Raw genomic sequence first — 26,932 nt, 5'->3', positions numbered from 1 at the left:
GACTTGAAGGAGACGCAACAAGATGCAACTCGGGATGATCGGTCTCGGTCGGATGGGTGCCAATATCGTGCGCCGTGTGGTCACCGGTGGGCACGAATGTGTGGTCTACGACCACAGCGCCGAGGCCGTCGAGGCGATGGCGGGTGAGGACGGCATCACCGGGGTTTCCTCGCTCGCGGAGTTGCGCGACAAGCTCACCGCGCCACGGGTGGTCTGGGTGATGGTGCCCGCAGGCACGATCACGACCGGGGTGATCGAGGAACTGGCCGATACGCTGGAGGCCGGCGACATCGTCATAGACGGTGGCAACTCCTACTACCGCGACGATATGAAGCACGCAAAGTCGTTGGCGAAGAACAATATTCGGTTACTCGACTGCGGTACCAGCGGCGGCGTGTGGGGGCGGGAGCGCGGCTACTGCCTGATGATCGGTGGCGATCCGGATGCCTTCGAGCACGCCGAACCCATCTTCGCCACCGTCGCGCCCGGCGTGGACGCCGCGCCGCGCACGCCGGGTCGTGACGGTGAGGTGGCCCAGCCGGAGAAGGGTTATCTCTATTGCGGCCAGGCGGGGGCGGGGCACTTCGTCAAGATGGTGCACAACGGAATTGAGTACGGGATGATGGCCTCGCTTGCCGAAGGCCTGAACATCCTGCGCAACGCCGACATCGGCACTCGCATCCAGGAGGGTGACGCCGAGACCGCTCCGCTGTCCAATCCCGAGTGCTACCAATACGATTTCGACATCCCGGATATCGCCGAGGTGTGGCGCCGCGGCAGCGTGATCGGTTCGTGGCTGCTGGATCTCACCGCGATCGCGCTGCACGATTCGGCCGACCTCGCCGAGTTCTCCGGTCGGGTCTCCGATTCGGGCGAAGGCCGCTGGACGGCCATCGCGGCCATCGACGAGGGGGTGCCGTCGCCGGTGCTGACCACCGCTCTGCAGTCCCGTTTCGCGTCGCGCGACCTCGACGACTTCGCCAATAAAGCGCTGTCGGCCATGCGCAAGCAGTTCGGCGGCCATGCGGAGAAACCGGCCAACTGAGTCCCTCTTCTCCGCCGCCGAGCGTGAAATACGCGACGCTGCAACCGGCGTGTCGCGTCGTGAGGTTCACAGTCGGCGCGAACGTGAGGTGGCGGGTGAGGGGGACGGGGCCGGCGCTCCGGGCCTAGGCCCGTTCGACGAAGGCCACCACCGCGTCGCTGAACGCGTCGTTGTCGTCACCCGCGGCGGTGTGCCCCGCGTTGGACAGCTCGACGAACTCCGCACGCGGTACCTGGGACAGGAAATGCTCAACGCCTTCCAGGCTGACGACGTCGGACAGCTTTCCGCGGATCAACAGCACCGGGATGGCCAGGTTGGCGGCGGCTTCCTCGAAACCCTCGGTGCGCAACTCGGGATCGTCGCCGGGCTTGGTCATGAACGCGGGATCCCAGTGCCAGTACCAGCGTCCGTCGCGTTGCCGCAGGTTCTTCTTCAGGCCCTCGGGGCTGCGCGGCTTGGTGCGGTGCGGCAGGTAGGCGGCGACCGCCTCGGCGGCGTCCTCCAGCGACTCGAAGCCGTCGATGTTGGTCATCATGAACTCGCGGATGCGGGCGCTGCCGTTCTTCTCGAACCGGGGCACCACGTCGACGAGCACCAGCTTCGTCACCCGCTGCGCCCCGGCCCGGTCGGCGACCAGGATCCCGGTCAGTCCGCCCATGCTGGCGCCGATGATCACCACCGGTCGCCCGATCGCCTCCAGTACGTGCATGACGTCGGCGGTCAGCGTCTCCACGTCGTAGTCGGCGTCCGGTGCGCGGTCGCTGTCGCCGTGGCCGCGGGTGTCGAGGGCGATGACGTGGTAGCCGTCGTCGGCCAGCACCTGCCCGGTGTTCTTCCAGGAGAACCGGTTCTGGCCGCCGCCGTGCAGCATCAAGATGGTGGGCCGACCATCAGCGGCACCGCGGTTCCATTCGTCGGCGACCAGCGTGATCCCGTCCACCCCGGCGAATTCCACTGTCTCGGGGCTGCCTGTCATGGTCATGAATCCTTACCTTTCTTGCAGGGTGTTCGTTGCCGTCGGCCGTAGGCTTCGAATCGCCCAGGGGCAGCGGGTATGGCTTTCATGTGGTCGCCATCGTTGATGGCCGAAGGAGATTGGCCGCCTGTTGTCCCGCGACGACTCGACCGCTAATTGAGAGATGCGATTTGATCGCTGTGTAAGGACGTGACGGCGTGGTCGTCTGCTGGGTTGGTCGGACCGATAGCGAGCAGGGAGGTGGTTGTGGCACAACCGTTGTGGGCTGGGGTTGATGGTGGGAAATCGGACCACTATTGCGTGGTCATCGATGCCGACGGGAAGCGGCTGCTGTCGCGGCGGGTGGCCAATGACGAATCCGCGCTGCTGGATCTGATCGGCGCGGTCCAGACGCTGGCTGATGGTGGTGAGCTGACCTGGGCGATCGATTTGAATGCCGGTGGGGCGGCATTGCTGATCACCTTGCTGATCGCCGCCGAGCAACGGCTGCTCTATATTCCGGGGCGCACCGTGCACCATGCCTCGGGCGGTTACCGCGGGGAAGGGAAAACCGACGCTAAAGACGCCGCCGTGATCGCCGATCAGGCGCGGATGCGCCGCGACCTGCAACCGCTGCGAGCCGGGGACGACATCGCTGTGGACTTGCGGATCCTCACGGCCAGGCGCACCGATTTGGTGGCCGATCGCACCCGGGCGCTCAACCGGTTGCGCGCCCAGCTGCTCGAATATTTCCCTGCCCTCGAGCGTGCCTTCGACTACAGCGCCAGCAAGGCCGCGCTGACCCTGCTCACTGGGTATCAAACACCCGACGGGCTGCGTCGCGCCGGTGCCGCCCGGCTCGCGCTCTGGCTGCGTAAGCGCAAGGCCCGCAACGCCGATGCCATTGCCGCTGCCGCTATGGAGGCGGCTAACGCCCAACGCACCGTCGTACCCGGACAGCAAGTGGCCGCGGCCTTGGTGGCCCGGCTGGCCGAGGAGGTGATGGCCCTCGACACCGAAATCGGCGACACCGAAGCGATGATCGAGGAGCGATTTCGCCGCCACCGCCACGCCGAAATCATCCTGAGTTTGCCCGGCTTCGGCGTCACCCTTGGTGCCGAGTTCCTGGCCGCCACCGGCGGGGACATGAGCGCTTTTGCTAACCCCGACCGCCTGGCCGGCGTCGCGGGGCTGGCCCCAGTCCCGCGCGACTCCGGACGCATCAGCGGCAACCTCAAACGCCCCCGCCGCTACAACCGACGTCTGCTGCGGGCCTGCTACCTGGCTGCCCACATCGCCATCCGCACCGACCCGGCATCGCGGACTTACTACAACCGCAAACGCGCCGAGGGAAAACGCCACACCCAAGCCGTGCTTGCCCTTGCCCGACGACGCCTCAACGTCCTGTGGGCAATGCTGCGCGACCACAAGCCATATCAACCCACCGCACCTAGCGCTGCGGCGGCTTGACAACTTCATTGAGAATCTCCTTGGGTTGAGGCCAGGTACGCGGTGATGACTTCGGCGAGCATCGCTCGATCCCGGGTGCTGTCCAACGGCCTGGGCCACGTCAGCTGCACGGCCACCAGCCCGCGGATGGTGGCCCAGATCAGATTGCCCAGCCGGGTCGCCTGGGCCGGGGCGATCCCGCTGCCCAGATGTTCGCCGATCTCGGTCATCCGGGCTGTCATGGCGGCGAGGTGGGCGTTGGCCTTGTCGGTACGCGCACTGCGGGTGGCGATCAGGATCTCCAGCGCCGCCATCGAGGTCGGGCTTGAGAACGCCCGCCACACCGCGTCGACGACGAAAGCCGGGCGGTCCTGTGGCGAGACCTGCGCGGCCTGAGCGGGCAGCTGGTCGAGAGTCTCCAAAAGGTCGGCAAAACCCTTGTCCAGCACCGCCATCAGAATCCCGTTGAGATCGCCGAAGTGGTATTGCACGACGCCCCAGGTCAATCCGGCGCGTTCGGTGATCTGGCGCACGCTGGGCGGGGCGAAGCCCTCCTTGAGGATGTAACGGACGGCTTCGTCGATGACGGCCTGGCGGCTGCGTTCGGCGCGGGCCTGTCCACCGCTGGCGGGTCGGCGCGGGGCTGTCAACGCATCACGCCGCGGAGGTGGTCGAGTGGCCGCAGATCGTGGGCGGCCAAAATGCCGCTGGGAGCGGCACACACCGCATGGATCAGGTTGACCACGCGCGCGGCGGTGGCGATCACGCCGCCCTCGTTGTGGTCGATCTCGCCGCCCAGGTGGGTGTTGATCTCCACACCCGGACTGCCGGTCACCATCACCCTGTGCACGCCGGCGCGGCCGTCGGGGGGATAGGCCCAGTCCGGTGCGGTGTCCGGGCCCAGGCGGTTGACGTGCTCCATGGTGATGACGACCTCGCCGCCGCGCAGGCCTTCGACGCCGAACCGCACCGCGGCGACCTGTCCCGGATCGACATGCATCATCGTGCAGTCGATCGGTACGGGCGTCACCCATTTTTCGCACCGCTCCCGTACCTCGTCGAGTTCGACTCCCAGGTCTTGCGCCAGGCTGCGCACCTGCACACCCCACATCGACGTCAGCACGCCGGGCAGGAACATGACCGGCGTGTGATCCGGGTCGGTGCCGAAACCGAAACTGACACCAGTGAATTCGGCATCGTCGTAGCTGGCGTAGTCGCAGATCTCCTGCACCGTGACACTGGTGGCGCGTTCGGTCAGACTCAACGCCGTGTAGGCCAGCGTGTCACCGGAATAGCCCGGGTCGACGCCGTTGATGTAGAGCGTCGCGTCGCCGTCTGCGCAGGCCTGTTGCAGCGGATCGCGCAGCCAGTCGCCGGCCTGCTCGGGGGCCACCATCCACACGAACGACGAGCCGACCACGTTGGTGCCGGCGCGCAGGAAGCGGCTGATCTCCTTGATGGCCTCTTTGGGCCGGGTCTCGGCCTGCGAGGTGTAGACCACGCAGTCGGCGTTCAGTGCCAGCAGGTCATCGATGTCGTCGGTGGCCGTGACGCCTGATGGCGTTGTCAGCCCGCACAGTTCGGCGGCGTCGCGTCCCACCTTGTCCGGGCTGCGGGCGTGCACACCCACCAGTTCGAAGTCGGGCCGCTCGATGAGCATGCGCAGGGCGTGCCGGCCGACGTTTCCGGTCGAGTACTGGATGACGCGAGTCATGACAGCACCTGGGGAACCGGCCACAGCGGTGCGCTCATCTCGGACCAGGACCGGTAGTGACCGGGCTGCCAGTCCTCCCGGAACGCGTCGAAATCGGCACGGTCATATGTCACGGGATGCTCCTCACATCAGGTCGGTGATCGTCTTCAGGCCCGCGTCATAGAGCACTCCCGGCAGCATGCCGCCGTCGATCTCGATGGTGGTGCCGTTGATGAAATCGACTGTGCCCGAGGCTAAGAAGACAACGGTGCGACCCACTTCAGCGGGCTCACCGCCGCGCTTCATCGGGACCTTCGCGAAATATTCGGTGCCGGTCGGGTCGTCCTTGGGCAGCACGAAGGCGCGGAAGTTCTCGGTGATGGTCGGTCCCAGCGCCACACAGTTGACCCGCACCTTCGGGCCCCATTCCTGAGCCAGCGAACGTGTCAGATGGTTGAGCCCGGACTTGGCCTCGCCGTAGGACACCAGCGTGGGCGCGCCAGCTGGGTGCCCGGCGCCGCTGGAGATGTTGACGATGCACCCCGTGCCGTCCTGTGTCTTCATCTGCCGGTAGACGCGGATGGCGAACCACAACGGGCTGATCAGGTTCATCTGAACCGCGAAGGCGTGGAACAACGCGGTGCGTTCGAAATCGTCGGTGCTGCGCGGCGCGCCCTGCAGACGCTGCACCAGTTCGGGAATGTCTTCGACGTGCGGGGCGGGTACCGTGCCCCCGGCGTTGTTGACCAGGATGTCGATGCGGCCGTAGTGGTCCACGACTTGGCTGACGAAAGCGTCGATGGCGCGGTAATCGCCTTGATCGCAGACCATTTGGGCGCAGCGCCGGGCCCAATCCGGCTCCGCGTCGGGGCCGCTGAGGCCGGGCAACTGGTCCAGTGGCGATCGGGAGCACCCGACGACGGTGGCCCCTGCCCGCAGCAACTCATGTGCGATGCCCACGCCCACGCCACGACTGGTCCCGGTGACGACGGCGACTTTGCCGTCCAGCAACCCCACCACCAGATAATTACATCCGTAATCTTTCTGGGCAAGTGCGGTGAGTTCACCGTCCGCGGGTGGTCTATCCCTGCACAGACCCCGACAGCTAGGAGACGTTCATGCCGGCGATCACGCCCTCACTGTGGTTCGACAACAACCTCGAGGAGGCGGCCGAGTTCTACACCTCGGTGTTCCCCAACTCGAAGGTCGAGCAGATCAACCGCTGCACCGACGCCGGACCCTACGAACCGGGGACGGCGCTGAGCGGCACCTTCGTCCTGGACGGGATCCGGTTCATCGGCATCAACGGGGGGCCGGCGTTCACCTTCAGCGAGGCGGTGTCCTTCACCGTCCACTGCAAGGACCAGGACGAGGTCGACTACTACTGGCAGCGGCTGACCGACGGCGGCGAGGAATCGCAATGTGGCTGGCTCAAGGACCGTTTCGGGCTGAGCTGGCAGATCATTCCGGACCGGCTCTATGAGTTGGTGTCCGATCCCGACCCGGCCCGCGCCACCGCGGCCACCAAGGCCATGCACGGGATGCGAAAGATCGTCGTCGCCGAGCTGGAGCAGGCCGCCGCGGCCGTGTGAGCTCACTCGGTGATCTGGTCGATCCATTCGATCGTGGCGTCGATGATCGGCGGCACCTCGGTCGGGTCGTCGCAGCCGATGACCATCAGCGTCGACTCGGCGACCGTCGCGATCAGGACGCGGACCATCAGCTGCTGACGCGGTGAGGTGTCCATGTCGAGCGCTTCCATCCAGTTGTGCAGGACCGATGCCAGGCGCTTGCGACGGGTTACCTCGAAGCCCGGGGGAGTATCTCCAGACGACAGCACCCGGGCCGCGTGGCGGTTTTCCCACATCCCGGCCAGGTAGGCCCGCACGTGCAGCTGAAAAAGGCGGCGCCGGTCCTGGGTGGCTGAGCCGGGTCCGTTCAATGCGGCCCGGATACGTCGGTCGACGGTATCGGCCATCTGCTCGAAGATCGCCATGAACAGTTCGCTCTTGCCGCCGAAATGGTGGTAGATGCTGCCGATGCTGGCTCCCGAGCCGGAAACCACTTCGGCGATCGTCGCGGCGGTGAAGCCCTTGTTGGCGAATACCTGGGTCGCCGCGTCAAGTATCCGGCGCTGGGTCTCGTCGGTCTTGGCCCAGCGGCGGGCCCGTGCTGACGAAGTCATGTCTGCCATCAGCCAACCGCCTCCGGGAGGATTCGCAGGGTGGGGAGTTCGACCCGGGATTCGGATGTCGTCATCGTCCGGCCGGGGATCTGTGTCAGCGGCAACCCGCCCAGCAGGCCTTCCGGGCGGACGCTGTCCAGGGCACGGACCGTGGCACCGGCGGGGCTGCCCTGCAGCGCGGTGGCCCCGGAGAGCACCGGTGCCGCCGGCGTCCAGGCGCGCGGTACGGACAGCGCCCCGACGCCGGCCGCCTTGCCCAGGCCGGCCGACACCGCACCGGGCAGGGATGCCGAACTCGCGGTGAGGGCCGGCGCCACCGACGAGGCGATCTGGCCGCCGATGGCGGCTGCCGCGGGGGCCAGGCCCTTCAGGGTGGACATCATCGACATCCCCAGGCCCGCCAGGGAGGTCGTGGCGAAAAACGGTGTGCCGAAAATACTCATCACCGTCTGCAGGTCGCTCACCCAATCGGGCAGCCCGCTCCACCCGATGCCGCCCAGCACGGTGGGGATAGCCTCGATCAGCTGCGACAACGCGTTCATGATCTCGGCCGTCACCGAGGTCGCGCCGGCCTGCGCGACCGTCTGCGCAGCCGGAGCGGCCGGATTGGCCGGCCGCGGCGGTGCGGTCAAGGGTGCGAGCCTGCCGGCGGCCGTCGAGGCGGCGGCGTAGATGTACATCGCTGTGGAGTCCTGCGCCCACATCTCGCCGTACTGGGCTTCGGTGGCGGCGATGGCCGGGGTGTTCTGGCCGATGAAATTCGTGGCGGTCAGCGCCGCGAGCTGAGCGCGGTTGGCGGCGACCAGCGCCGGTGGGACGGTCATCGCGTAGGCCGCCTCGTAGGCCGCGACGGCCGCCTTGGCCTGGCCGGCGGTGTGAGCGGCCTGCCCGGCGGTGGCGGTGAGCCATCCGAGGTACGGCACCGCGGCGGCGGCCATGGTCGTCGCGGCGGCGCCCAGCCACGGGCCAGCGATCAAGTCGGTGATCACCGCGTCGAATGAGGCTGCGGTCGATTCGAGCTCGGCGGCCAGCTGCTCCCAGGCCGCCGCGGCGGCGAGCATCGAGCCGGGACCCGGCCCGGTGTACATACGAACGGAGTTGATCTCCGGTGGTAAGGCGGCGAACATCATCGTTGCTGCTCCTCCCTCTGCGCCCTTGCACTAAGGCTCCCGTGACGAGGGGCTGCAGTCTGTCGGCCGAGCGGCTACACCGGGGGAGGAAATTCGTGTCCCCCGATCGACGGGCTTCTTGTCCCCCGTGCGGCCGGTTACGTTGGACGGTGCGGGCTGTACACGGCGAACAGGAGTCGAGTTGTCTGAACCACGGTGGATCGACGTGAAGGGCCCCAACGGTGACCTCAAAGCTCTGACCTGGGGCCCCGCCGACGGCCCGATTGCGTTGTGCCTGCACGGTTTTCCCGATACCGCGTACGGATGGCGCAAGTTCGCGCCCCGACTGGCCGAGGCCGGCTGGCGGGTGGTGGCGCCATTCATGCGGGGGTACGCGCCCTCGTCCATTCCGGTGGACGGGAGCTACCACGTGGGCGCCCTGATGCACGACGCGCTACGGGTCCGGACGGCCGCCGGCGGCTCCGAGCGCGATGTGGTGATCGGTCACGACTGGGGAGCGATCGCCGCCACCGGGCTGGCCGCGATGCCGGACAGCCCGTTCGCCAAAGCGGTGATCATGTCGGTGCCGCCGTCGGGCGCGTTCCGGCCGCTGGGCCGGCTCGACGACCGTGGCCGGCTGGCCGCTGAACTCTCCCGCCAGCTGCTGCGCAGCTGGTACATCAGTTACTTCCAGCTGCCGTTGCTGCCGGAACGATCCGCCTCATGGGTGGTGCCGCTGCTGTGGCGCCGGTGGTCACCCGGTTACCACGCCGAGGAGGACCTGCGTCATGTCGACGCCGCGATCGGAACGCCGGAGAGCTGGCGCGCGGCGCTGGGTTATTACCGCGCCACGATCCGCAATACGCGGCCGCCGGCGCAGTACGCCGAATTGCACCGGTATTGGACCCAGCCGCCGAAGCTGCCGACCCTATATCTGCACGGGCGCGACGACGGCTGCATGACCGCGGCGTTCGCGCACTGGGTCGAACCCATCCTGCCGCCCGGCAGCGAGGTGTCCATCGTCGCGCACGCCGGTCACTTCCTGCAGCTCGAGCAGCCCGACCAGGTCGCGGAGTCGGTCCTGTCCTTCATCGGCTCACCCGGCGCTGCAAAGCCCTAGTGGCCGCCGGGCAGCGGATGGCCGCCGTCGACGCGCAGTTCTACTGGATGTCGGCCAAGATCCCCAACGACGAGTTTCTGCTCTATGCCTACGGCGGCGAACCCGCCGACCTCGACGCCGCGGTGTCGCAGGTGGTGCGCCGGGCCCGCGCCTGCCCGGAGTTGGGGCTGGTGGCCGAGGAAGGTGGCCCGCTGACGTATCCGCGGTGGGTGCGGGCGCCGGTCGACGCCGGGCGGGTGACCCGGCACGAATTACCCGACAACGGCTGGGCGGGCTGCCTGGACGCTGTCGCCGGGTTGGCGGGCCACCAACTGGACATCCGCGAAAAACCCCGGCAATTACATGTTTTCACATCCGTAAGCGGGATCCCGGGGGTTCAGGGCAGGGGCATCGTTGCCGTGTTGCAGGCCGCGCATGCGCTGGCCGACGGCGCTCGGGCGTCGGCCATGGCGGCGTGGTTGTTCGGCCGGCAGGATCCGGTGCCGGCCGTGCGGACGCGGGCGGGCTTCCTGCCGTGGCGGGGCGTGCTCGCGGCCCGGGCGCACCGCCGGTTCGTCCGTGACACCGCCGGCGGATCTCTGGCGCCGGGACTGGGATCGCGGCCGTTGCTGGCCACCAATTCCGCACCGGGCGGCACCCGGATGATGCGCACGGTGGTGCGCCGCCGCGGGCAACTCAACGGCCCGACGGTCACGGTTGCGGCGCTGTCCGCCATATCCACGGCGCTGTCCGACGTGTTGGGGGAGTCGGCGGCGTCGCTGGCTGCGGAGGTACCCATGGCCAAGCCGGGTGTGCCGTTGGGCTTCAACCACTTCGGGAACATCGTAGTGGGGCTGTACCCGGCGCTCGGGCACGACGAAAGAGTGCAGCGCATCGCCGCCGACCTGGCCAATGGCCGGCGCCGCTTCGAGCATCCGGCGACGCGCGCCTCCGACGCGGCGTTCGCCGCCGTGCCGGCAGTGCTGTTGCGTTGGGGTGTCAGCCAATTCGATGTCGAGGCGCGCCCCGAGCAGGTATCGGGGAACACGGTGGTGTCCAGCGTGCACCGCGGCGCCGCCGATCTCAGCTTCGGCGATGTGCCGGTGGTGTTGACGGCGGGCTATCCGGCCCTTTCGCCGGTGATGGGTCTGACCCACGGCGTGCACGGCATCGGTGACACCATCGCGATCAGTGTGCATGCGGCGGAGTCGGCGATGCCGGACATCGACGGGTATCTGCGGCGGCTGGAGGCTGCGCTGTGAGTTACTGCGCGTCGCCCGATCGGGCCGCCTGTTCGCGGGTCAGACCGGCGGCCAGGATCAGCTCTTCATGCAGCTCGAACCACACGGTGTGGTAGGAGTCGATGAGTGGCCCTGTCAGCCAAGCGATTTCGCCGTTCGTCACCCTTGTCAGCGCGGCGGCAAGTTTTACCGGGTAGCCGCGCAGGCGGGGCAGCTGCGCGGCGACCGCCGCGATGATCGGCGTCACCCGCTGGTGCACGTCGTCGAGGCGGGCCAGCACCGCGGCGTCGTAGTCGGCGTCCCGGTGATCGTTGGGCTGGCCGTCGCGGAGTTGCCAGTCGGTGACCAGAGCTTTGAAATCCGTGTTGACCGAGCGGAATTCGTGGTAGGCGGCGTCGATCGTCGCGGACTCGACGTCCTGCCGCTCAGCGGCCAGCAACTCGGCGAGGCGGGCGCGCCCGTCGGGGCTGATCCGCACGGTGGGGCCCGCGATCAGCAGGCCCGCGTCGACCAGCCGGCGCACCGCAGCCTCGGTGTCAGCGTCATCGGCATCCAGGGTCCGGGCCAGGTCGGCGGGGCTGACCCGGCCTTTCAGGCGGACAGCTTGCAGCACGGGCAGATCCGTCATGAGCCGGCCCGCAACCGTATCGCGTTGAGCATGGTGATCAGCGGCGTTGCCGAGACGACGTCGAGGTGTCCGGCGGCCATGGCAGTCTGCAAGGCCTCGTCGGAATAGTCGTCGAGGCGCGGATGGTCGCCGCTCGCGTGCGCACGCAGCGGGCTGACGCGCAGGGCGATCCCGGCCAGCTCACGCAACTCCGGCGTGTCGTCTTCCGACCATGCCGTCAGCCTCAGAATCCCTTCTCGCACTTCGCCTTCGTACCCGTCGACAGTGATCTGCCGGCCGGCCAGCGAAGCGGCGACACCCTGGCCGCAACCCACCACCGCGACGCGGCCGAGTTCGCGGCTGACGACGGCTGCGTGGCTGGCCGGCCCGCCCACTTCGGTGACGATGCCCTGTGCGGCCAGCATGCCCTGCACGTCTTCGGGCCGGGTGTGATCGCGGACCAGGATGACCGGCTCGCCCCGGTCGGCGGCGTCGAGAGCTTCGTCGACGTCGGTGTAGGCGGTGCCGGTCACCACGCCGGGACAGGCGGGCAGACCCCGGGCCAGAAGTGGTGCGCTGAGCCGGGTTTCGGGTTGCAGTGACGGTTGCAGCACAGCTTGGACGTGGGCCGGGGTCACCCGCCGCAGCGTCTCGACGTCATCGATCAGCCCCTCATGGCGGAGTTGCAGCGCCAGCCGCGCGGCAGCGTGCGCCGAACGTTCGGCGCCCCGGGTCTGCAGCAGCCACAGTTTGCCGTCTTCGACGGTGAACTCGATCTCCTGGACGTCGGCATTGAGTCGCTCGAGGGTGCGGGCGGCGTCCATCAGCTCGTCGAAAACGGCGGGTTGTTCGTCGCGCAGCGCGGTGATCGGTTCGACGTCGACCAGGCCGGACACCACGTCGTCACCCTGGCCGCCGGGCAGCCATTCGCCGAAGGGCTCGTTGGCTCCGGTGATCGGGTTGCGCGAGGACAGCACGCCGGCGCCCGACTTGGCCGCCTGGTTGCCGAACACCATCGCCTGCACCACCACCGCGGTGCCCTGACGTTCGTCGAGGCTGTAGTGATCGCGGTAGGCCAGCGCCCGCGGAGAGTTCCAGGAGGCGAATACGGCCTCGATGCCGGTGCGCAGCTGGGTGTACGGGTCGTCGGACGGGTCCGAGTCGGCGCCGACGATGCGCCGGTACATCGCGGTGAACCGGCGGCGGGTGTCGCGGGCGAACTCGACGGTGCCCTGTTCGGCCAGTGCACCTTCGACGTCGTCGTTCATGCCGAGGTCCAGAATCGTGTCCATCATGCCCGGCATTGACTGGGTGGCCCCGGAGCGCACGCTGACCAGGAGTGGACGCGGTCCTCGTCCGAAGGTGCGCGAGGTTTGCTCTTCCAGCCAGCTCATCCGGTCGAGCACGTCCGCCCAGATCGCATCGATGGTGGGCCCGGGGTCGGTCAGATAGCGCAGGCCCACCTCGGTGGTGATGCAGAATGCGGGGGGCACCGGCAGGTTGTGACGGCGCATGGTGTCGATTCCGTGGCCCTTTTTGCCGAGGATTTCCCGCGGATGGCTCGATCGGCCGTCCAGCGCGACGACAGCGTTCGTCAGCGTGCGCGCGGGGGAGTGCCGGCCGTGCGCCACACCAGCCAAGATTCACCCCCTCGTCGTTGCCGGAACGCCGCAATGGTCCCATACCGATCACCGGGCTCGGCTGCTCGCCGCTGTTGCTTACCCGTTAGTTTTGACGGTATGACTCCCTATGACGTCGCGTTGCTGATCCTGCGGCTGGTGCTGGGTCTGACCATGGCCGCGCACGGGTTGAACAAATTCTTCGGTGGTGGGCGGATACCGGGTACCGCGCGCTGGTTCGAAAGCATCGGGATGAAGCCCGGCAAGTTCCACGCCACCGTCGCCGCCACCACCGAGACGGCGGCCGGGCTGGGGCTGGCGGCGGGGTTGCTGACACCGATTCCCGCGGCCGGATTCGTCTCGCTGATGCTGGTGGCGGCGTGGACGGTGCACCGGGCCAACGGGTTCTTCATCGTCAAGGAGGGCTGGGAGTACAACCTGGTGCTGGCGGTGACCGCGGTGGTCGTCGCCACCCTGGGTGCCGGGAAGCTCAGCCTGGATCACCTGATCTTCGGCAAGAACTGGTTCGACGGCTGGCAGGGTCTGGCTATCTCGGTGGGCCTGGGTTTGGCCGGGGCTGTCGGCCAGTTGCTGATCTTCTACCGGCCGCCGGCCAAACAAGCCGGGTAGCCCGCAGGGTCAGGCCGTCTGAATATTGCCATCCCGGCCGAGCAGCAAGCCGGCCTTGCCGCCGGTGCCGGGTTTGCCGGGAGGCGTGCCCGTGCCGCCGTTGCCGCCGTTGCCCCCCTCGCCGATCAGGACCGCGTTGCCGCCGTTTCCGCCGGCCCCTCCCGCGCCGCCGTGACCGTCCGCACCGGCACCGCCGTCGCCGCCGTCACCGATCAGCCCGGCCTTGCCGCCGGTTCCGCCGGCCCCGCCGCTGGTGAGGGCGCTCAGCCCGGCCGCGCCGCCCGCCCCGCCGGTGCCTCCGGACCCGTTGAGGATTCCGCCGCTACCGCCGCTGCCGCCGGCGCCACCGCGGCACGCGGCGTCGCGACCGGATTCGGAAACCTGTTCCTGACCGGCCTGGTGGCCAACCAGGACATGGAGACGATGCTGATCAACATCACCCCGACGGGCACCATCGCTGACCTGTTGCCGATTCTCGCCATCCCGGGCCAGATGGCGCAAAACGTCACCGACCTGCTCCCCGCCGGGTCGATTCCCGCCCAGATCTCGCAGCATCTCACCAATGTGATCACCACGGTCACCGACACCTCGCAGACCTTGGATTTGGTCACCGGCGACCTGCAGGTGGGCCTGCCACTGGTCCTGGGCCTGGAAGCGATCGGTCCGGTCGTCACCACGTTCAACGCGGTCGGCTCCAGCGCGAACGCCGTACTCGGCGCGCTGCAGACCGGCGACGTCCTGGGCGCGGGCGCCGCGCTGTTCGACGCACCCGCGACGGTGCTGAACGGCTTTCTAAACGGCCAGGCCACTCTGCCGCTTTCGGTCTCACTCGGAGAACTGACCACGACCACCAACGTGCCCCTTGGCGGGATACTCACTCCCGCTCAAACCGCGTCGCTGACAGTGCAGATCTTCGGGATGACCGGACCGATCCCGCTTTTCGGTACGAGCTTCGGTGGCATCGTGCCGGGCCTGTTGACCTTCCTGCCCGAACAGCTTGCGGCGGCGATCGGCGGCGGGGCGGGACTGCCTTGAGACGGCCTGGGATGTTGCTGAAAGTCAGCTGAATCCATGACCGTGCGAGGCGACAAGTGGCGACAGTAGTGAGATACCGGTCGCGGGGGTTGGGGTTGTGATGATTTTGGACTTTGCGTGGTTGCCGCCGGAGATCAACTCGGCGCGGATTTTCGCCGGAGCCGGGTCGGGTCCGCTGCATGCGGCGGCGGCGGCCTGGGAGACTCTGGCGGCGGACTTGTCGGCTTCGGCGTCGTCGTTCAATGCGGTGATCGTGGGTTTGACCGGTGGGCCGTGGGCCGGTCCGGCGTCGGCGTCGATGGCCGCTGCGGCGTTGCCGTATGTGGACTGGCTGGGTACCGCGGGTGCTCAGGCTGGCGCGGCGGCGGGTCAGGCGCGGGCGGCGGCGACGGCTTTCGAGGGTGCGCTGACGTCGACAGTGCACCCGGCGGTGGTGCAGGCCAACCGGATGTCGTTGACGACGTTGGTCGCCACGAACTTCCTGGGGTTGAACACGCCGGCCATCTTCGCCAACGAGTTTGATTACGTGGAGATGTGGGCGCAGGATGTGGCCGCCATGGTGGGCTACCACGGCGGTGCGACGGCGGTGGCCGCGAGCCTGACTCCGTTTGCTATTCCGCCGGTGGACCTGGCCGGGTTGGCCGTCAACGTCGGCGCCGAGTTCACTGGCCTCGCCACGTCGGCCTCGGCCGCGGTCAGCCCGGCGGTGCAAGGCGTGGTGTCGGCAGCTCCGGGGCTGGTTGCCGGCGTGCAATCGGCGGCGTCGGCGCTGCCGATCCAGTCCTTGGTGTCGGTCGCTCAGGCTGGAATGTATCCGGCGAGCATGCTGATGTCGCCGATGATGCAGCTGGCGAATTCGGCGAATGCCGCCGGCACCGCTGGATTGGCCGGTGCCACAACGGGTGTGGTCGACGCGACCAAGTTCGTGGGGGACACCGCTCCGGCAGTGAAGGGGCTTGGCGGAGGCGCCGGCCCGGGGGCGGGCATGTCGGGGAGCCTGGGTCACGCGCGGATGGTGGGGGCCCTATCGGTGCCGCCGACCTGGGCGGGGGCGGCGCCGAAGGGCATAGCCAGTTCAGCGATGCACGGCGTGGCAGCGACGCCCAACCCGGCCGAGATGGCGTCGGGAATCCAGTCCCGCGGCGGGATGCCGATGATGCCGATGCCGATGGGCGCCGGCGCCGGTGGTGCGGGTGCCGGAATGCCCGGCGGGATGACGGGCCGCGGCGGCGCGAGTCCGCACGTGACGCAGAACCGGCCCAGCGTGATTCCGCGTACCGGGGTCGGCTAGGTCTGCGCCGCAACCACTTCGGCCGCGGCGCGCTCACCGGAGCGGATCGCGCCGTCGATCCACCCGCACATGACGGCTGAGCTTTCGGTGCCGGCCCAGTGCACCCGCCCGCAGGGCACGCGCAGCGCGTGCCCGTATTCGGTGAGCACGCCGGTGGGGGTGTGGCTGATCATCCCGCCGCCGGAATAGTGCTCGAGAGACCAGTTCTGCTCGTGGTATTCCACTGGCGTACGCGCTTTTTCGCCGAACCGCTCGACGAGTTCGCCGATGATGGCGGCTCTGCGGTCGGAGTCGCTGAGGTCGGAGAGGCGGCGCGCGGCGGGCCCCTCGGTGATGGCGCACAGGATCCCTGGATTGCCGGTATCGGTGCATGCGTCGATGGTCAGTGTGGCCGGTGTTCCCGGCGCGGCGGTCTGGCCCGACAACCCGTCGGTACGCCAGAACGGTTCGTCGTAGATGACGGAGGTCTTGATGACGGCGCCGCTGGGCATGCGCTGATTCAGAAAGGCGCGGTCCGCAGGAAGTGCCGGTTCATAGACAATCGAACTGGCGATGGCCATCGGGATAGCGACGATGGCGCGGTATGCGCGCACGGAAAATCCGTCGGATTGGACGGTGACGCCGTCGGTGTCCTGAATGATGGTCCGCACCGGCCGCGACAGGTGGAGTGCGTCGCCAAGTTCCGCCACCATCGGGCGGTAGATGGCGCCCATCCCGCCGACGGGTCGGGCATCCTGCGAGCCGCCCTTGCCGGAGATGACGAAGGTCGGTCCACCCGCCGAAGACATCTGCAACAACATCCACAGCAACGAGACTTCGGAAGCCATCGAGGTGTACGTACCGCCCAGCACCATGTCCAACATCTCGCGGGCCGGCCGGGAAAGTACGTTGCGCTCCAGCCAGTCACCGATGCTCATCCGGTCCCACTCGGCGGCCTCCTCGGCCTCCCACGGTGCTTCGCGCGGAATCGACTTGCACATCTGCTCGATGCTCATCAGGCCGATGCCCAGGTTGGCGACCGCCCACGGACTCATCGTCCACGGCAGCTTCCCGCCGTAGCGGCGCTTCTTGCCGTCGACGATCATCATGGCGTCACCGTCGTTGTGCTGCTTGTATTCCCGCACGCCGAATTCCTGCATCAGCGCGTAGATGCGGTCCTGGCCCGGTCCGATCCAGGCACCCCCGCGATCGATCCATACCCCGTCGTCGCGGGTCACAGTAAAGGTACGGCCGCCGACTCGGTCGCGGGCCTCCAGCAGTGCCACCGAGTGACCCGCCTGCTTCAGGCGCAGCGCGGCCGTCAGTCCCGCGAAGCCGGCTCCGACAACGCAATAGTCGACATCTGTCATGCTGGCTCCTCGTTGACGCCGTGCCGCCCCAGCAGCAAGCTACACCGATCCCGGCACCGCCGAAACGATTCCGCGATATTGACGCTTCTGTCAGCGGGTTTGCCTGTCGCCGAATGAAACTCAGCCGACGGAGGTCTGACCGGTGGTCACCGGTGGATAGGGGAGGTCGGTGCTGACGTGCGGGTCGACATGCACCGGAGTGCCCAGATAGGGGAAGGCCCGTTGCGAGCAGGCGGGGCGGTCGCAGATCTTGCAACCCGCGCCGATCGGAACCGTCGCCTCGGCGTCGGCCAGATCGATTCCCACTGAATAGATTAGCTTTTCGGCGTGGGCCACGTCGCAGCCGAGCCCGACGGCGAAACTCCGGTCAGGACCCAGGTACCGACTTGGTTCGGTGGTGGTGGTTCGGGCCACCCAGAAATAGGTGCGCCCGTCCGGCATCTCAGCGACCTGCGTCAGGAACTGACCGGGCCGGGCGAACGCATGGTGAACCACCCACAACGGACAGTTTCCGCCCACGCGTGAAAAATGAAAAGCAGTGGCCGACTGTCGCTTTGAAATATTACCGGCGATGTCGGCACGGACGAAGATGAACGGCACACCGCGCGCACTGGGGCGTTGCAAGGTGGACAGCCGATGACAGATGGTCTCGAATCCCACCTCGAATCGGCGTGCCAGTTGGTCGATGTCGTAGCGCACGCACTCGGCTGCCTCGAGAAACCGTTGGTACGGCAACAACAGCGCCCCGGCGAAATAGTTGGCCAGGCCGATGCGGGCCACGCCGCGTGCGTCGTCGCTGAGTTGATCGTCGGCGGCGATGATCCCGCTGATCAACGAATTCTGGGTCAGCAAGGCGATCTGGGTTGCCAGCTGGAAGGCGCGCTGTCCGGGATGCAGCCAACGCGCTACATGCAGCCTCCCGGACTCCGGGCGAAAGTGCCGCTTGGCGTTGGGGCTCAGCATCTCTCCGTCGTCGATGACGACGGTCACGCCCAGCTCTGCGGAGAGCAGTGAGGCCAGCTGAACGTCGAGTCCGCCGACGCGCAAACGGTTTTCGTCGAACATTCGCTCGGCCGCGACGTCCAGTTCGGCGATGTAGTTCTTGCGGTCGTAGAAGAAGTCGCGGACTTCCTCGAAGGGCATCGGTTGTTGTGCTGTCGTCGACGAATCGACGTTGGCCCGACCGTGCAGAGCCTCCAGATCGCTGGTGGCGTCGTGCAGTCGTCGGTGCAGATTGACCAGCGTCTGACCGACCGCCGGCATTCGCGCGACGAGTTCCTCGATCTGCGCGGCCGTGGCAGGTCCCTCGGCCAGCACCTCGCTCAGGTCGGCGATCAGCCGGGCGTCCGTATCGGGCGCGAAGTAGGTGTTGGGCAGGTTGAACCGATCTGTCAGCGTCAGCAGCACCGGCACGGTGATCGGGCGCTGGTCGTTCTCCATCTGGTTGACGTAGCTGGTCGACAACCCCAGCGCACGCGCCAGTGCCACCTGGGTCAACCCGTGGTCTTCGCGTAGCCGCCGCAAACGAGCGCCGGCGAAGGTCTTCGCCACGGTGGACACAGTACGCCAGCCATCGTTCACAACATTCGCAAACCTCGAAGTTCAAGGACGCAAAATTACGCTCTTACAGTGGATTTACCGCGGCTGGGTGGCTGCGTACTGTGCGTGTTATGCGCATTCACGACGTCAGGGCGCGGCGCAGCGCCGACGACTTCCCCCGCCGCGAACACCTGGCCGCCAAGATCGCCGACGTCGCGGCCGACCCGGTCGCCGTACCCCCGGACACCGAAGCCATGGTGATCAACCGCATCATCGACAACGCCGCCGTCTCGGCGGCCTCGGTGATCAGGCGGCCGGTCGCCACCGCACGGGCCCAAGCGCTCGCGCATCCCGTTGCGGTCAACGGCGCCAGAGTCTTCGGCGTCGAGGGCAGCTACTCCCCGGAGTGGGCCGCCTGGGCCAACGGCGTGGCGGTGCGCGAATTGGACTTCCACGACACGTTTCTGGCCGCCGACTACTCCCACCCGGGTGACAACATCCCGCCCCTGGTGGCGGTCGCCCAGCACCTCGGTATGGGTGGCGCCGACCTGATCCGCGGCCTGGCCACCGCCTACGAGATCCAGATCGACCTGGTCAAGGGAATCTGCCTGCACGAGCACAAGATCGACCACGTCGCGCACCTCGGCCCGTCGGTGGCCGCCGGCCTGGGGACGATGCTGCGGCTGGACCAGGAGACTATCTATCAGGCCATCGGCCAGGCCCTGCACCTGACGACGTCCACCCGCCAGTCTCGCAAGGGCCTGATCTCCAGCTGGAAAGCGTTCGCTCCCGCCTGGGCAGGCAAGGTGGCGATCGAGGCCGTCGACCGCGCCATGCGCGGGGAAGGCGCCCCGGCACCCATCTGGGAGGGCGAGGACGGCGTGATCGCCTGGCTGCTCTCGGGTCCCGAGCACACCTACCGGGTGCCGCTGCCCGAGCCGGGGGAGCCCAAGCGCGCCATCCTGGACAGCTACACCAAGGAGCACTCGGCCGAGTACCAGAGCCAGGCGCTGATCGACCTGGCCCGCCGCTTGCGGGAGCGGATCGGGGACCTCGAGCAGGTCGCGACGATCGTGCTGCACACCAGCCACCACACCCACTACGTCATCGGTACCGGCGCAAGAGATCCGCAGAAGATGGATCCCGATGCGTCCCGCGAGACCCTGGATCACTCCGTGATGTATATCTTCGCGGTGGCGTTGCAGGACGGCGCCTGGCATCACGAACGGTCCTACGTCCCGGAGCGGTCGCACCGGCCGGACACCGTCGAGCTGTGGCACAAGATCTCGACGCGCGAAGATCCCGAATGGACCCGCCGCTACCACTCGGACGACCCCGCGGTGAAAGCGTTCGGCGCCCGCGCGGAGGTCACGCTGCGCAGCGGCGAGGTGATCGTCGACGAGATCGGCGTTGCCGATGGACACCCGTTGGGCGCCAGGCCTTTCGGGCGTGAGCAGTACGTGGCAAAGTTCACCGAGCTGGCCGGGGGTGTGATCGACGACGATGAGCGGCAACGGTTTCTGTCCGTGGTCGAAGGCTTGCCCGAACTGCAGGCCGGCGGACTCGGCGCGTTGAACTTGATCGCCAATCCTGACGTGCTGAACAGGGCGCCGATAGTCCCGCCGGGGATCTTCGATTCCGGCGTCAACACATTCACCCGGCAAGGAGTCACGCCATGAGCACGATCGAAGAGCGGCCGCGAATCTTCAAGGGCCTTGCCGGAGTCGTCGTGGACACCACCGCCATCTCCAAAGTGGTGCCGGAGACGAACTCGCTGACCTACCGCGGTTACCCGGTCCAGGATCTCGCTTCCCGCTGCAGCTTCGAGGAGGTGGCGTATCTGTTGTGGCACGGTGAGCTGCCCGACGAGGAACAGCGGGCCCTGTTCATCCAGCGAGAACGCGCCAACCGCCGGCTGGATCGCTCGCTGCTGTCACTGATCGTCAAGCAGCCGGACACCTGTCATCCGATGGACGTGGTGCGCACGGTGATCAGCTACCTCGGCGCCGAGGACGCGCAGGAGGACGACAGCAGCGCGGAGGCGAACTACGCGAAGGCCGTGCGAATGTACGCGGTGCTCCCGACCATCGTCGCAGCCGACATGCGACGCCGGCGCGGCCTGGAACCCATTGCCCCGCACAGCCACATGAACTACGCGCAGAACTTCCTGCACATGTGCTTCGGGGATGTGCCCGAGAAGGTGATCGTCGATGCCTTCGAGCAGTCCATGGTGCTCTATGCCGAGCACAGCTTCAACGCCTCCACGTTTGCCGCACGCGTGGTCACCTCCACCGGGTCCGACATCTACAGCGCCGTCACGGCCGCCATCGGCGCGCTCAAGGGTCCGTTGCACGGTGGCGCCAACGAGGCCGTGATGCACGACATGCTGCAGATCGGCACCGCGGACCAAGCGGCGGACTGGCTGCAGGACAGGATCTCCCGCAAAGAGAAGATCATGGGCTTTGGCCACCGGGTGTACCGCAACGGCGACTCGCGGGTGCCGACCATGAAGAAGGCGCTGGAGCGGGTGGCTGCGGCGCGTGACGGCCGGCGCTGGCTCGACATCTACCACGTTCTCGAACAAGGCATGGCGGCCGCCACCGGCATCAAGCCGAATCTCGACTTCCCGACCGGTCCGGCGTACTTCCTGATGGGCTTCGACATCGCCTGTTTCACAACGATTTTCGTGATGAGCCGGATCACCGGCTGGACCGCCCACATCATGGAGCAGACCGCGTCGAACGCGTTGATCCGCCCGCTCAGCGAGTATGTGGGACCGCCTCAGCGCTCCCTGAGGTGATTGCCAGAGTCCGACAGGGGCGTTGATCCCGGGCGGTGAGACCATAGCGGGCGGTGAGCACAACAACGATTTCCCGAGGGGCCACCCGGTGCCGGGTCTGCTGATAGCGGGCACGACCAGCGACGCCGGCAAGACCACTGTCACGGCCGGGCTGTGCCGCGCGCTGGCTCGGCGCGGGGTGCGGGTCGCGCCCTTCAAGGCGCAGAACATGTCCAACAACTCGATGGTCTGCGCGGGGCCGGACGGCGCGGGCGTGGAGATCGGCCGGGCGCAATGGGTGCAGGCTCTTGCGGCCGGAGTCCCACCCGAACCCGCCATGAATCCGGTCCTGCTCAAACCGTCCGCCGATCAGCGCAGCCACGTCGTGCTGATGGGCAGACCGTGGGGCGAGGTCGTGTCATCGGACTGGCTGGACGGTCGGCGGGCACTGGGCGAGGCGGCACACCGCGCCTTTGACGACCTCGCCACCCGGTACGACGTCGTCGTCGCCGAGGGTGCCGGCAGCCCGGCCGAAATCAACTTGCGCGCAGGCGATTACGTCAACATGGGCCTCGCGCGGCACGCGGAGCTGCCGACCGTCGTGGTCGGTGACATCGACCGCGGCGGGGTGTTCGCGGCATTTCTGGGCACCGTCGCCCTGTTGTCTGCCGAGGACCAGGCGCTGGTTGCGGGGTTCGTGGTCAACAAGTTCCGTGGCGATCTCGCACTGCTGACGCCGGGTCTGCGCGACCTGGAACGGGTCACCGGGCGACGGGTATACGGCACGCTGCCGTGGCATCCCGACCTGTGGCTGGACTCCGAGGACGCCCTGGATCTGGAAGGCAGACGAACGGCCGCCACCGGTGCCCGCCGGGTGGCCGTCGTGCGGCTGCCCCGGGTCAGCAACTTCACCGACGTCGACGCGCTGGGCCTGGAACCCGACCTCGATGTGGTGTTCGTCTCCGACCCTCGCGCGTTGGGCGATGCCGACCTGATCGTGTTGCCGGGCACGCGTGCCACGATCGCCGACCTCGCCTGGCTGAGGGCCAGGGGACTGGACCGTGCGGTGCTCGCACACGCCGCCGCGGGGAAGCCACTGCTCGGCATTTGTGGCGGATTTCAGATGCTGGGCCGCACGATTCGCGACCCGCACGGTGTCGAAGGGGCGGTGGCCGAGGTCGACGGCCTGGGATTGCTCGACGTGGAGACGGTGTTCGGCGCCGACAAGGTGCTGCGGCTACCGCAGGGTGAGGGACTCGGCGTGGTGGCGTCGGGATACGAGATCCATCACGGCAGGATCGCCCGGGGCCACGCGGGGGAGGAGTTTCTCGGCGGCGTCCGCGACGGCCAGGTGTTCGGCACCATGTGGCACGGCTCGCTGGAAGGCGACGCACTGCGCCGGGCGTTCCTGTGCGAGACGCTCGGGCTCACACCGTCGGCCGTGAGCTTCCCGGTCGCCCGCCAGCGGCGCTTGGATCTGCTCGGCGACCTGATCGAACGTCACCTCGACGTCGACGCGGTGCTCGAACTGGCGCGCAGTGGTTGCCCGCCGGCCCTGCCGTTCCTGGCGCCCGGCGCACCGTGAGGATCGTCTAGCCAGGACCGCCGTATTGCCACACCAGGCTGTGGCTGCCCGTCATGGTCGGGTTGCACCACATCGTCTTGCCGTCGGCGTCCTGGGTGGTGGCGTGCAGCACCGTGCACGCATCACCCGGGGACGGCGCTTGCGCCTGCGCGGGGGCGCTGCCGAGGACGAATGCGATTGGTATGGCGGCCCCGGCGACCGCCCTTTTCAGGCATCGGGCTGCACGCATGCTCCCCACTCCCTTCGACACCTTCACCTGACGTTATCGCTCGTGGCAGCCGCTGACCACGGATTCGGAGCGGCGGGCTGGGCAGATAGCTAGAACACGTTCTAATCTGTGAAACCATGGGATTTCTCAAGCCCCAATTGCCCGAGGTCGACATCGCCGAGTGGAGCAAGGGCACCCGCAGCGAGAAGATCCGCCCGATGGCCCGGCACTGGGCCGAGGTGGGCTTCGGCACGCCAGTGGTGATGCACCTGTTCTACGTCGTCAAGATTCTGCTATACATCCTGGTTGCCTGGCTGATCGTCTTGACCACCAAAGGGATTGACGGGTTCACCAATGTTCGGGCCTGGTACGCCGAGCCGATCGTCTTCGAGAAGGTCGTGCTCTACACGATGCTGTTCGAGGTGGTCGGGCTGGGTTGCGGCTTCGGACCGCTGAACAACCGGTTCTTCCCGCCGATGGGCTCGATTCTCTACTGGCTGCGGTTCGGCACCATCCGGCTGCCACCCTGGCCGGATCGCGTCCCGCTGACCTTCGGCACCAAGCGCAAGCCGGTGGACGTCGCGCTTTATGCCTTGCTGCTGTTGCTGCTGACGACCGCGCTGTTCACCGACGGCACCGGGCCGATCCCGGCGCTCGGCACTCAGGTCGGGCTGCTGCCGACGTGGCAGATCGTGGCCATCCTGCTGGTGCTGGCCGCTGCCGGGCTGCGCGACAAGGTGATCTTCCTGGCCGCCCGCGGCGAGGTGTACGGGTCGCTGACCGTCACGTTCCTGTTCGGCGCCTGGAACGCCATCGACATGATCGTCGCGGCCAAACTGGTATTCCTGGTGATCTGGATGGGCGCGGCGACGTCCAAACTCAACAAGCACTTTCCGTTCGTGATCTCCACGATGATGTCGAACAACCCCTTGTTCCGGCCGCGGTTCATCAAGCGCATGTTCTTCGAGAAGTTCCCCGACGATCTACGGCCCGGGCTCTTGTCGCGGCTGTTCGCTCACGTCAGCACCTTCATCGAGATGTTCGTGCCGCTCGCCCTGTTCTTCTCGCACGGCGGGTGGCCGACCACCGTCGCTGCGATTGTGATGGTGTGCTTCCACCTGGGCATCCTGACCGCGATTCCGATGGGAGTGCCGCTGGAATGGAACGTGTTCATGATCTTCGGCGTCTTCGCGCTGTTTGTCGGCCACGCGAAGTTGGGCATCAGCGACGTGCAAAACCTCGCACCGGTTGCCATTCTGTTCACCGTGCTGGTGGGCACGGTGATCCTGGGCAACATGTTCCCGCGCAAGATCTCCTTCCTGCCCGGCATGCGCTACTACGCCGGCAACTGGGACACGACGCTGTGGTGCATCAAGCCGTCGGCGAGTGAGAAGATCGCCCGCGGCATCGTCGCGATCGCCAGCATGCCCCAGGCTCAGCTGGAGCGGTTCTACGGCAAGGATCGCGCGCAGATCCCGATGTATCTGGGATATGCGTTCCGCGCCATGAACACTCACGGCCGCGCGTTGTTCACGCTGGCGCACCGCGCGATGGCCGGACAGAACGAGGACGACTATGTCATCACCGACGGTGAACGCATCTGCAGCACCGCCATCGGCTGGAACTTCGGTGACGGCCATATGCACAACGAGCAACTGATCGCCGCGATGCAACGGCGCTGCCGATTCGAGCCGGGGGAGGTGCGCGTCGTGCTGCTGGACGCGCAACCGATCCACCGCCAGATCCAGCGGTACCGGTTGGTCGACGCTGCCACAGGCGAATTCGAGCACGGCTACGTCCGGGTGGCCGACATGGTGACGCGGCAGCCCTGGGCCGACGACATCCCCGTCGTGGTGGAGTCCAGTTAGGGCGCGAGCAGTCCAGTTAGGGCGCGAGCGGTCCAGTTAGGGCGCGAGCAGGCGCAAAATCGCACGTTCCGGCGCGCCGGAACGCGACTTTGCGTCTGCTCGCCGGGGAGCCGCAGCGGTGGAGTCTATTCGCAGTTGTACGCGTTGAATGTGGCTTGCGGCATCGCATACGCCGCCTCGTCCTCGGAGAACAGAACTTCGTGAGTCATAGCTGAAATTTTCCTTGATCCGCATAGTGAATCTGATAGATTCGTATAGCGGAGATTACCACGTTCGACAGTCGAGCGGTAGCCTGCCGCAGGTTGATGTCCGTCAAGGGGACCGACGTGGAGAAACAGCCTTGGCTATTTGCGTTTCCGCCATGCGACGCGCTGCTGGCGCTCTACCGGCAGCAAGGCCCCGTTATCCATGTCCGCCGACGCAATACGGTGATCCTGCTCGGCGCCGAGGCCAACGAGTTCGTGTTCACCCATTCCGATGCCTTCAGTTGGAAGGAAGCGTTCGAAGCGCTGATCCCGGTTGACGGCCCGACGGCGTTGATCGTCAGCGACGGCGCCGACCACCGCCGGCGGCGAAGCTTCGCGATCCCGGCGCTGCAACACCGGCGGGTCGGGGATTACGTGCACACCATCGTGGACAACACGGACGCGGTCATCGACACCTGGCGGCCCGGGGCGCGGGTCGAAATCTACGAGCAATTGCGTTCGGTGGTCCGGCGCAATACCGCCGAGTGTCTGTTCGGCCCGCGCATCGCTGACCATGCCGACTTCCTCGGTGAACAACTTCAGCCTCTGATCGACCTGACCAATCTGGACCCGAGGAAGCGGCGACTACACCGCCTGCTCGGGTCGCCCTTGTCGCGACGGGCGATGGCCGCGCGCGAACGGATCGACCAACTCGTCGACGCCGCAATCGCCGATTGCCGCCTGCGGCCCAGAGTCGACGACGGCATGCTGACGACGATGGTCAACGGCCGCGATGGTCGTTGTGAATCGCTGAGCGACAGAGAGATTCGTGACATGATTGTCTCCCTGATCGCGGATGGCTACGACGTCACCAGCGGCGCGATCGCGTGGGCGATCTACGCGTTGCTGACCATCCCAGGCGCCTGGGACACCGCCGCCGCGGAGGTGCGCCGCGTACTGGCCGGGGGCCCACCGAGCCCGGCCGCCCTTCGGGAGCTGACCTACATCAACGGCGTCGTGCACGAGACGGTGCGGCTATGCACGACGAACTCCGCACGAAAAGTCAAGCGTGACTTGTGGTTCGACGGGCACCCCATTCGAGCGGGGCAGCGCCTGGTGTTCAGCGCCTACGTCACCCACCGGCTTCCCGAGTTGTGGCCCGACCCATGGCAATTCCGTCCTCAACGCTGGGACTCCAGCGCACCCGATTACCGAAAACCGACGCCCTACGAATTCATCCCGTTCGGCCGTGGTGTGCATCGTTGCATCGGCTCGGCGATGGCGATCACCCAGATGACCGCAATGATCGCCCGACTCGTCGCAAGAACGACGCTCCGACTACCCGCACAACGCATCGAGGCTCGCAACATCGCGGCGCTGCGGCCCTGGCCCGGTTTGTTTGTCGACATCGCCGCATGCACCGATTTGCGCAGCCGGAGCTAGCCACGGGCGGGGGCACGC

Annotated in this window: 25 protein-coding genes; 13 read left to right on the top strand and 12 right to left on the bottom strand. The window is 67.3% G+C overall.

Going from position 1 to position 26,932, the window contains the following annotated elements; genetic code table 11:
- Positions 1–22 precede the first annotated feature (22 nt).
- The gene (gene gnd, locus QXH22_RS22595; RefSeq protein ID WP_306245625.1) at positions 23–1,045 is read left to right on the top strand and encodes a phosphogluconate dehydrogenase (NAD(+)-dependent, decarboxylating); all 1,023 of its coding nucleotides are present in this window, start codon (positions 23–25) and stop codon (positions 1,043–1,045) included.
- A gap of 124 nt (positions 1,046–1,169) precedes the next feature.
- On the opposite strand, the gene QXH22_RS22590 is transcribed toward gnd, so the two are convergent.
- Positions 1,170–2,027, bottom strand: a complete 858-nt coding sequence (locus QXH22_RS22590) for an alpha/beta fold hydrolase (RefSeq protein ID WP_306245623.1) — start codon at positions 2,025–2,027, stop codon at positions 1,170–1,172.
- 234 nt (positions 2,028–2,261) lie between these two features.
- On the opposite strand from QXH22_RS22590, the gene QXH22_RS22585 reads away from it, so the two are divergent.
- A complete protein-coding gene (locus QXH22_RS22585; protein ID WP_371934179.1) occupies positions 2,262–3,470 on the top strand; it encodes an IS110 family transposase in 1,209 nt (402 codons plus the stop codon).
- A 5-nt stretch (positions 3,471–3,475) separates the two neighbouring features.
- On the opposite strand, the gene QXH22_RS22580 is transcribed toward QXH22_RS22585, so the two are convergent.
- The 3 genes from QXH22_RS22580 to QXH22_RS22570 form a co-directional block, all read right to left on the bottom strand.
- Positions 3,476–4,099, bottom strand: a complete 624-nt coding sequence (locus tag QXH22_RS22580) for a TetR/AcrR family transcriptional regulator (RefSeq protein WP_306277063.1) — start codon at positions 4,097–4,099, stop codon at positions 3,476–3,478.
- Entirely contained in the window at positions 4,096–5,163 is a 1,068-nt protein-coding gene (locus tag QXH22_RS22575) for a dihydrodipicolinate reductase (protein WP_306245619.1), read from the bottom strand. Before QXH22_RS22575 ends, QXH22_RS22580 begins: the two co-directional genes overlap by 4 nt.
- A 123-nt stretch (positions 5,164–5,286) precedes the next feature.
- Entirely contained in the window at positions 5,287–6,159 is an 873-nt protein-coding gene (locus QXH22_RS22570) for an SDR family NAD(P)-dependent oxidoreductase (RefSeq protein WP_306277364.1), read from the bottom strand.
- A 101-nt stretch (positions 6,160–6,260) separates the two neighbouring features.
- Here QXH22_RS22570 and QXH22_RS22565 point away from each other — a divergent pair, with 101 nt between their 5' ends.
- Positions 6,261–6,734, top strand: coding sequence for a VOC family protein (locus QXH22_RS22565; protein ID WP_306245617.1), 474 nt, complete (start codon positions 6,261–6,263; stop codon positions 6,732–6,734).
- Between the two features lie 2 nt (positions 6,735–6,736).
- On the opposite strand, the gene QXH22_RS22560 is transcribed toward QXH22_RS22565, so the two are convergent.
- Positions 6,737–7,336, bottom strand: coding sequence for a TetR/AcrR family transcriptional regulator (locus tag QXH22_RS22560; protein WP_306277062.1), 600 nt, complete (start codon positions 7,334–7,336; stop codon positions 6,737–6,739).
- Entirely contained in the window at positions 7,336–8,457 is a 1,122-nt protein-coding gene (locus QXH22_RS22555; RefSeq protein WP_306277061.1) for a PPE family protein, read from the bottom strand. Before QXH22_RS22555 ends, QXH22_RS22560 begins: the two co-directional genes overlap by 1 nt.
- Before the next feature lie 181 nt (positions 8,458–8,638).
- On the opposite strand from QXH22_RS22555, the gene QXH22_RS22550 reads away from it, so the two are divergent.
- Together QXH22_RS22550 and QXH22_RS22545 are read left to right on the top strand one after the other, a co-directional pair.
- Positions 8,639–9,556 (top strand): alpha/beta fold hydrolase, encoded by a 918-nt coding sequence (locus QXH22_RS22550; RefSeq protein ID WP_306277060.1) that lies wholly within the window; start codon positions 8,639–8,641, stop codon positions 9,554–9,556.
- Between the two features lie 17 nt (positions 9,557–9,573).
- The gene (locus QXH22_RS22545) at positions 9,574–10,797 is read left to right on the top strand and encodes a WS/DGAT domain-containing protein (RefSeq protein WP_306277363.1); all 1,224 of its coding nucleotides are present in this window, start codon (positions 9,574–9,576) and stop codon (positions 10,795–10,797) included.
- 1 nt (position 10,798) lies between these two features.
- Here the strand turns inward: QXH22_RS22545 and QXH22_RS22540 are convergent, their stop codons facing one another.
- The gene (locus QXH22_RS22540; RefSeq protein ID WP_306277059.1) at positions 10,799–11,404 is read right to left on the bottom strand and encodes a MarR family transcriptional regulator; all 606 of its coding nucleotides are present in this window, start codon (positions 11,402–11,404) and stop codon (positions 10,799–10,801) included.
- Positions 11,401–13,023: a pyruvate, phosphate dikinase gene (locus QXH22_RS22535; RefSeq protein ID WP_306277058.1), complete on the bottom strand. Its 1,623-nt coding sequence runs from the start codon at positions 13,021–13,023 to the stop codon at positions 11,401–11,403. The genes QXH22_RS22540 and QXH22_RS22535 overlap by 4 nt, the downstream gene beginning before the upstream one ends.
- Before the next feature lie 99 nt (positions 13,024–13,122).
- Between QXH22_RS22535 and QXH22_RS22530 the strand changes: the two genes are divergently transcribed.
- A complete protein-coding gene (locus QXH22_RS22530; RefSeq protein WP_306277057.1) occupies positions 13,123–13,632 on the top strand; it encodes a DoxX family protein in 510 nt (169 codons plus the stop codon).
- A 9-nt stretch (positions 13,633–13,641) separates the two neighbouring features.
- Here QXH22_RS22530 and QXH22_RS22525 read toward each other — a convergent pair whose 3' ends face one another.
- Positions 13,642–14,133, bottom strand: a complete 492-nt coding sequence (locus tag QXH22_RS22525) for a hypothetical protein (protein WP_306277056.1) — start codon at positions 14,131–14,133, stop codon at positions 13,642–13,644.
- Here QXH22_RS22525 and QXH22_RS22520 point away from each other — a divergent pair.
- Both QXH22_RS22520 and QXH22_RS22515 read left to right on the top strand, forming a co-directional pair.
- A complete protein-coding gene (locus QXH22_RS22520; protein ID WP_306277055.1) occupies positions 14,125–14,667 on the top strand; it encodes a hypothetical protein in 543 nt (180 codons plus the stop codon). The two genes, QXH22_RS22525 and QXH22_RS22520, sit on opposite strands and share 9 nt — an antisense overlap.
- Before the next feature lie 100 nt (positions 14,668–14,767).
- Entirely contained in the window at positions 14,768–15,958 is a 1,191-nt protein-coding gene (locus QXH22_RS22515) for a PPE family protein (protein WP_306277053.1), read from the top strand.
- Here QXH22_RS22515 and QXH22_RS22510 read toward each other — a convergent pair.
- On the bottom strand, positions 15,955–17,307 hold the full coding sequence (locus QXH22_RS22510) for an FAD-dependent oxidoreductase (RefSeq protein ID WP_306277051.1): 1,353 nt from the start codon (positions 17,305–17,307) through the stop codon (positions 15,955–15,957). The two genes, QXH22_RS22515 and QXH22_RS22510, sit on opposite strands and share 4 nt — an antisense overlap.
- Positions 17,308–17,427: 120 nt before the next feature.
- Positions 17,428–18,858 carry a short-chain fatty acyl-CoA regulator family protein gene (locus QXH22_RS22505; RefSeq protein ID WP_371934297.1) on the bottom strand — a complete coding sequence of 477 codons (1,431 nt, stop codon included), beginning with the start codon at positions 18,856–18,858 and terminating at the stop codon, positions 17,428–17,430.
- Between the two features lie 119 nt (positions 18,859–18,977).
- On the opposite strand from QXH22_RS22505, the gene prpD reads away from it, so the two are divergent.
- The 3 genes from prpD (at position 18,978) to QXH22_RS22490 (ending at position 23,210) form a co-directional block, all read left to right on the top strand.
- Positions 18,978–20,525, top strand: a complete 1,548-nt coding sequence (gene prpD, locus QXH22_RS22500; protein ID WP_306277049.1) for a 2-methylcitrate dehydratase PrpD — start codon at positions 18,978–18,980, stop codon at positions 20,523–20,525.
- A complete protein-coding gene (locus tag QXH22_RS22495) occupies positions 20,522–21,646 on the top strand; it encodes a bifunctional 2-methylcitrate synthase/citrate synthase (RefSeq protein WP_306277048.1) in 1,125 nt (374 codons plus the stop codon). The genes prpD and QXH22_RS22495 overlap by 4 nt, the downstream gene beginning before the upstream one ends.
- Positions 21,647–21,734: 88 nt before the next feature.
- Positions 21,735–23,210 (top strand): cobyric acid synthase, encoded by a 1,476-nt coding sequence (locus QXH22_RS22490; RefSeq protein ID WP_306277047.1) that lies wholly within the window; start codon positions 21,735–21,737, stop codon positions 23,208–23,210.
- Positions 23,211–23,217: 7 nt separating this feature from the next.
- Here QXH22_RS22490 and QXH22_RS22485 read toward each other — a convergent pair whose 3' ends face one another.
- The gene (locus QXH22_RS22485) at positions 23,218–23,439 is read right to left on the bottom strand and encodes a hypothetical protein (protein ID WP_306277046.1); all 222 of its coding nucleotides are present in this window, start codon (positions 23,437–23,439) and stop codon (positions 23,218–23,220) included.
- A gap of 116 nt (positions 23,440–23,555) precedes the next feature.
- Here QXH22_RS22485 and QXH22_RS22480 point away from each other — a divergent pair, with 116 nt between their 5' ends.
- Entirely contained in the window at positions 23,556–25,286 is a 1,731-nt protein-coding gene (locus tag QXH22_RS22480; RefSeq protein ID WP_306277045.1) for a DUF3556 domain-containing protein, read from the top strand.
- Positions 25,287–25,591: 305 nt separating this feature from the next.
- On the top strand, positions 25,592–26,914 hold the full coding sequence (locus QXH22_RS22475) for a cytochrome P450 (RefSeq protein WP_306277044.1): 1,323 nt from the start codon (positions 25,592–25,594) through the stop codon (positions 26,912–26,914).
- The last annotated feature ends 18 nt before the right edge of the window (positions 26,915–26,932 follow it).

Origin of the sequence: Mycobacterium sp. TY814, from assembly GCF_030755175.1 — a bacterium.
Classification (GTDB): Bacteria; Actinomycetota; Actinomycetes; order Mycobacteriales; family Mycobacteriaceae; genus Mycobacterium.
This window is presented reverse-complemented; position numbering and strand designations above follow the sequence as displayed.

Bases quoted from the DNA above. Each gene is read 5' to 3' on its own strand.
- QXH22_RS22555 (WP_306277061.1), bottom strand. From the start codon at position 8,457: ATGATGTTCGCCGCCTTACCACCGGAGATCAACTCCGTTCGTATGTAC.
- gnd (WP_306245625.1), top strand. From the start codon at position 23: ATGCAACTCGGGATGATCGGTCTCGGTCGGATGGGTGCCAATATCGTG.
- QXH22_RS22540 (WP_306277059.1), bottom strand. From the start codon at position 11,404: ATGACGGATCTGCCCGTGCTGCAAGCTGTCCGCCTGAAAGGCCGGGTC.
- QXH22_RS22520 (WP_306277055.1), top strand. From the start codon at position 14,125: ATGGCGCAAAACGTCACCGACCTGCTCCCCGCCGGGTCGATTCCCGCC.
- QXH22_RS22560 (WP_306277062.1), bottom strand. From the start codon at position 7,336: ATGGCAGACATGACTTCGTCAGCACGGGCCCGCCGCTGGGCCAAGACC.
- QXH22_RS22485 (WP_306277046.1), bottom strand. From the start codon at position 23,439: ATGCGTGCAGCCCGATGCCTGAAAAGGGCGGTCGCCGGGGCCGCCATA.
- QXH22_RS22575 (WP_306245619.1), bottom strand. From the start codon at position 5,163: ATGACTCGCGTCATCCAGTACTCGACCGGAAACGTCGGCCGGCACGCC.
- QXH22_RS22515 (WP_306277053.1), top strand. From the start codon at position 14,768: ATGATTTTGGACTTTGCGTGGTTGCCGCCGGAGATCAACTCGGCGCGG.
- prpD (WP_306277049.1), top strand. From the start codon at position 18,978: ATGCGCATTCACGACGTCAGGGCGCGGCGCAGCGCCGACGACTTCCCC.
- QXH22_RS22590 (WP_306245623.1), bottom strand. From the start codon at position 2,027: ATGACCATGACAGGCAGCCCCGAGACAGTGGAATTCGCCGGGGTGGAC.
- QXH22_RS22530 (WP_306277057.1), top strand. From the start codon at position 13,123: ATGACTCCCTATGACGTCGCGTTGCTGATCCTGCGGCTGGTGCTGGGT.
- QXH22_RS22565 (WP_306245617.1), top strand. From the start codon at position 6,261: ATGCCGGCGATCACGCCCTCACTGTGGTTCGACAACAACCTCGAGGAG.
- QXH22_RS22480 (WP_306277045.1), top strand. From the start codon at position 23,556: ATGGGATTTCTCAAGCCCCAATTGCCCGAGGTCGACATCGCCGAGTGG.
- QXH22_RS22495 (WP_306277048.1), top strand. From the start codon at position 20,522: ATGAGCACGATCGAAGAGCGGCCGCGAATCTTCAAGGGCCTTGCCGGA.
- QXH22_RS22475 (WP_306277044.1), top strand. From the start codon at position 25,592: ATGTCCGTCAAGGGGACCGACGTGGAGAAACAGCCTTGGCTATTTGCG.
- QXH22_RS22545 (WP_306277363.1), top strand. From the start codon at position 9,574: ATGGCCGCCGTCGACGCGCAGTTCTACTGGATGTCGGCCAAGATCCCC.
- QXH22_RS22510 (WP_306277051.1), bottom strand. From the start codon at position 17,307: ATGACAGATGTCGACTATTGCGTTGTCGGAGCCGGCTTCGCGGGACTG.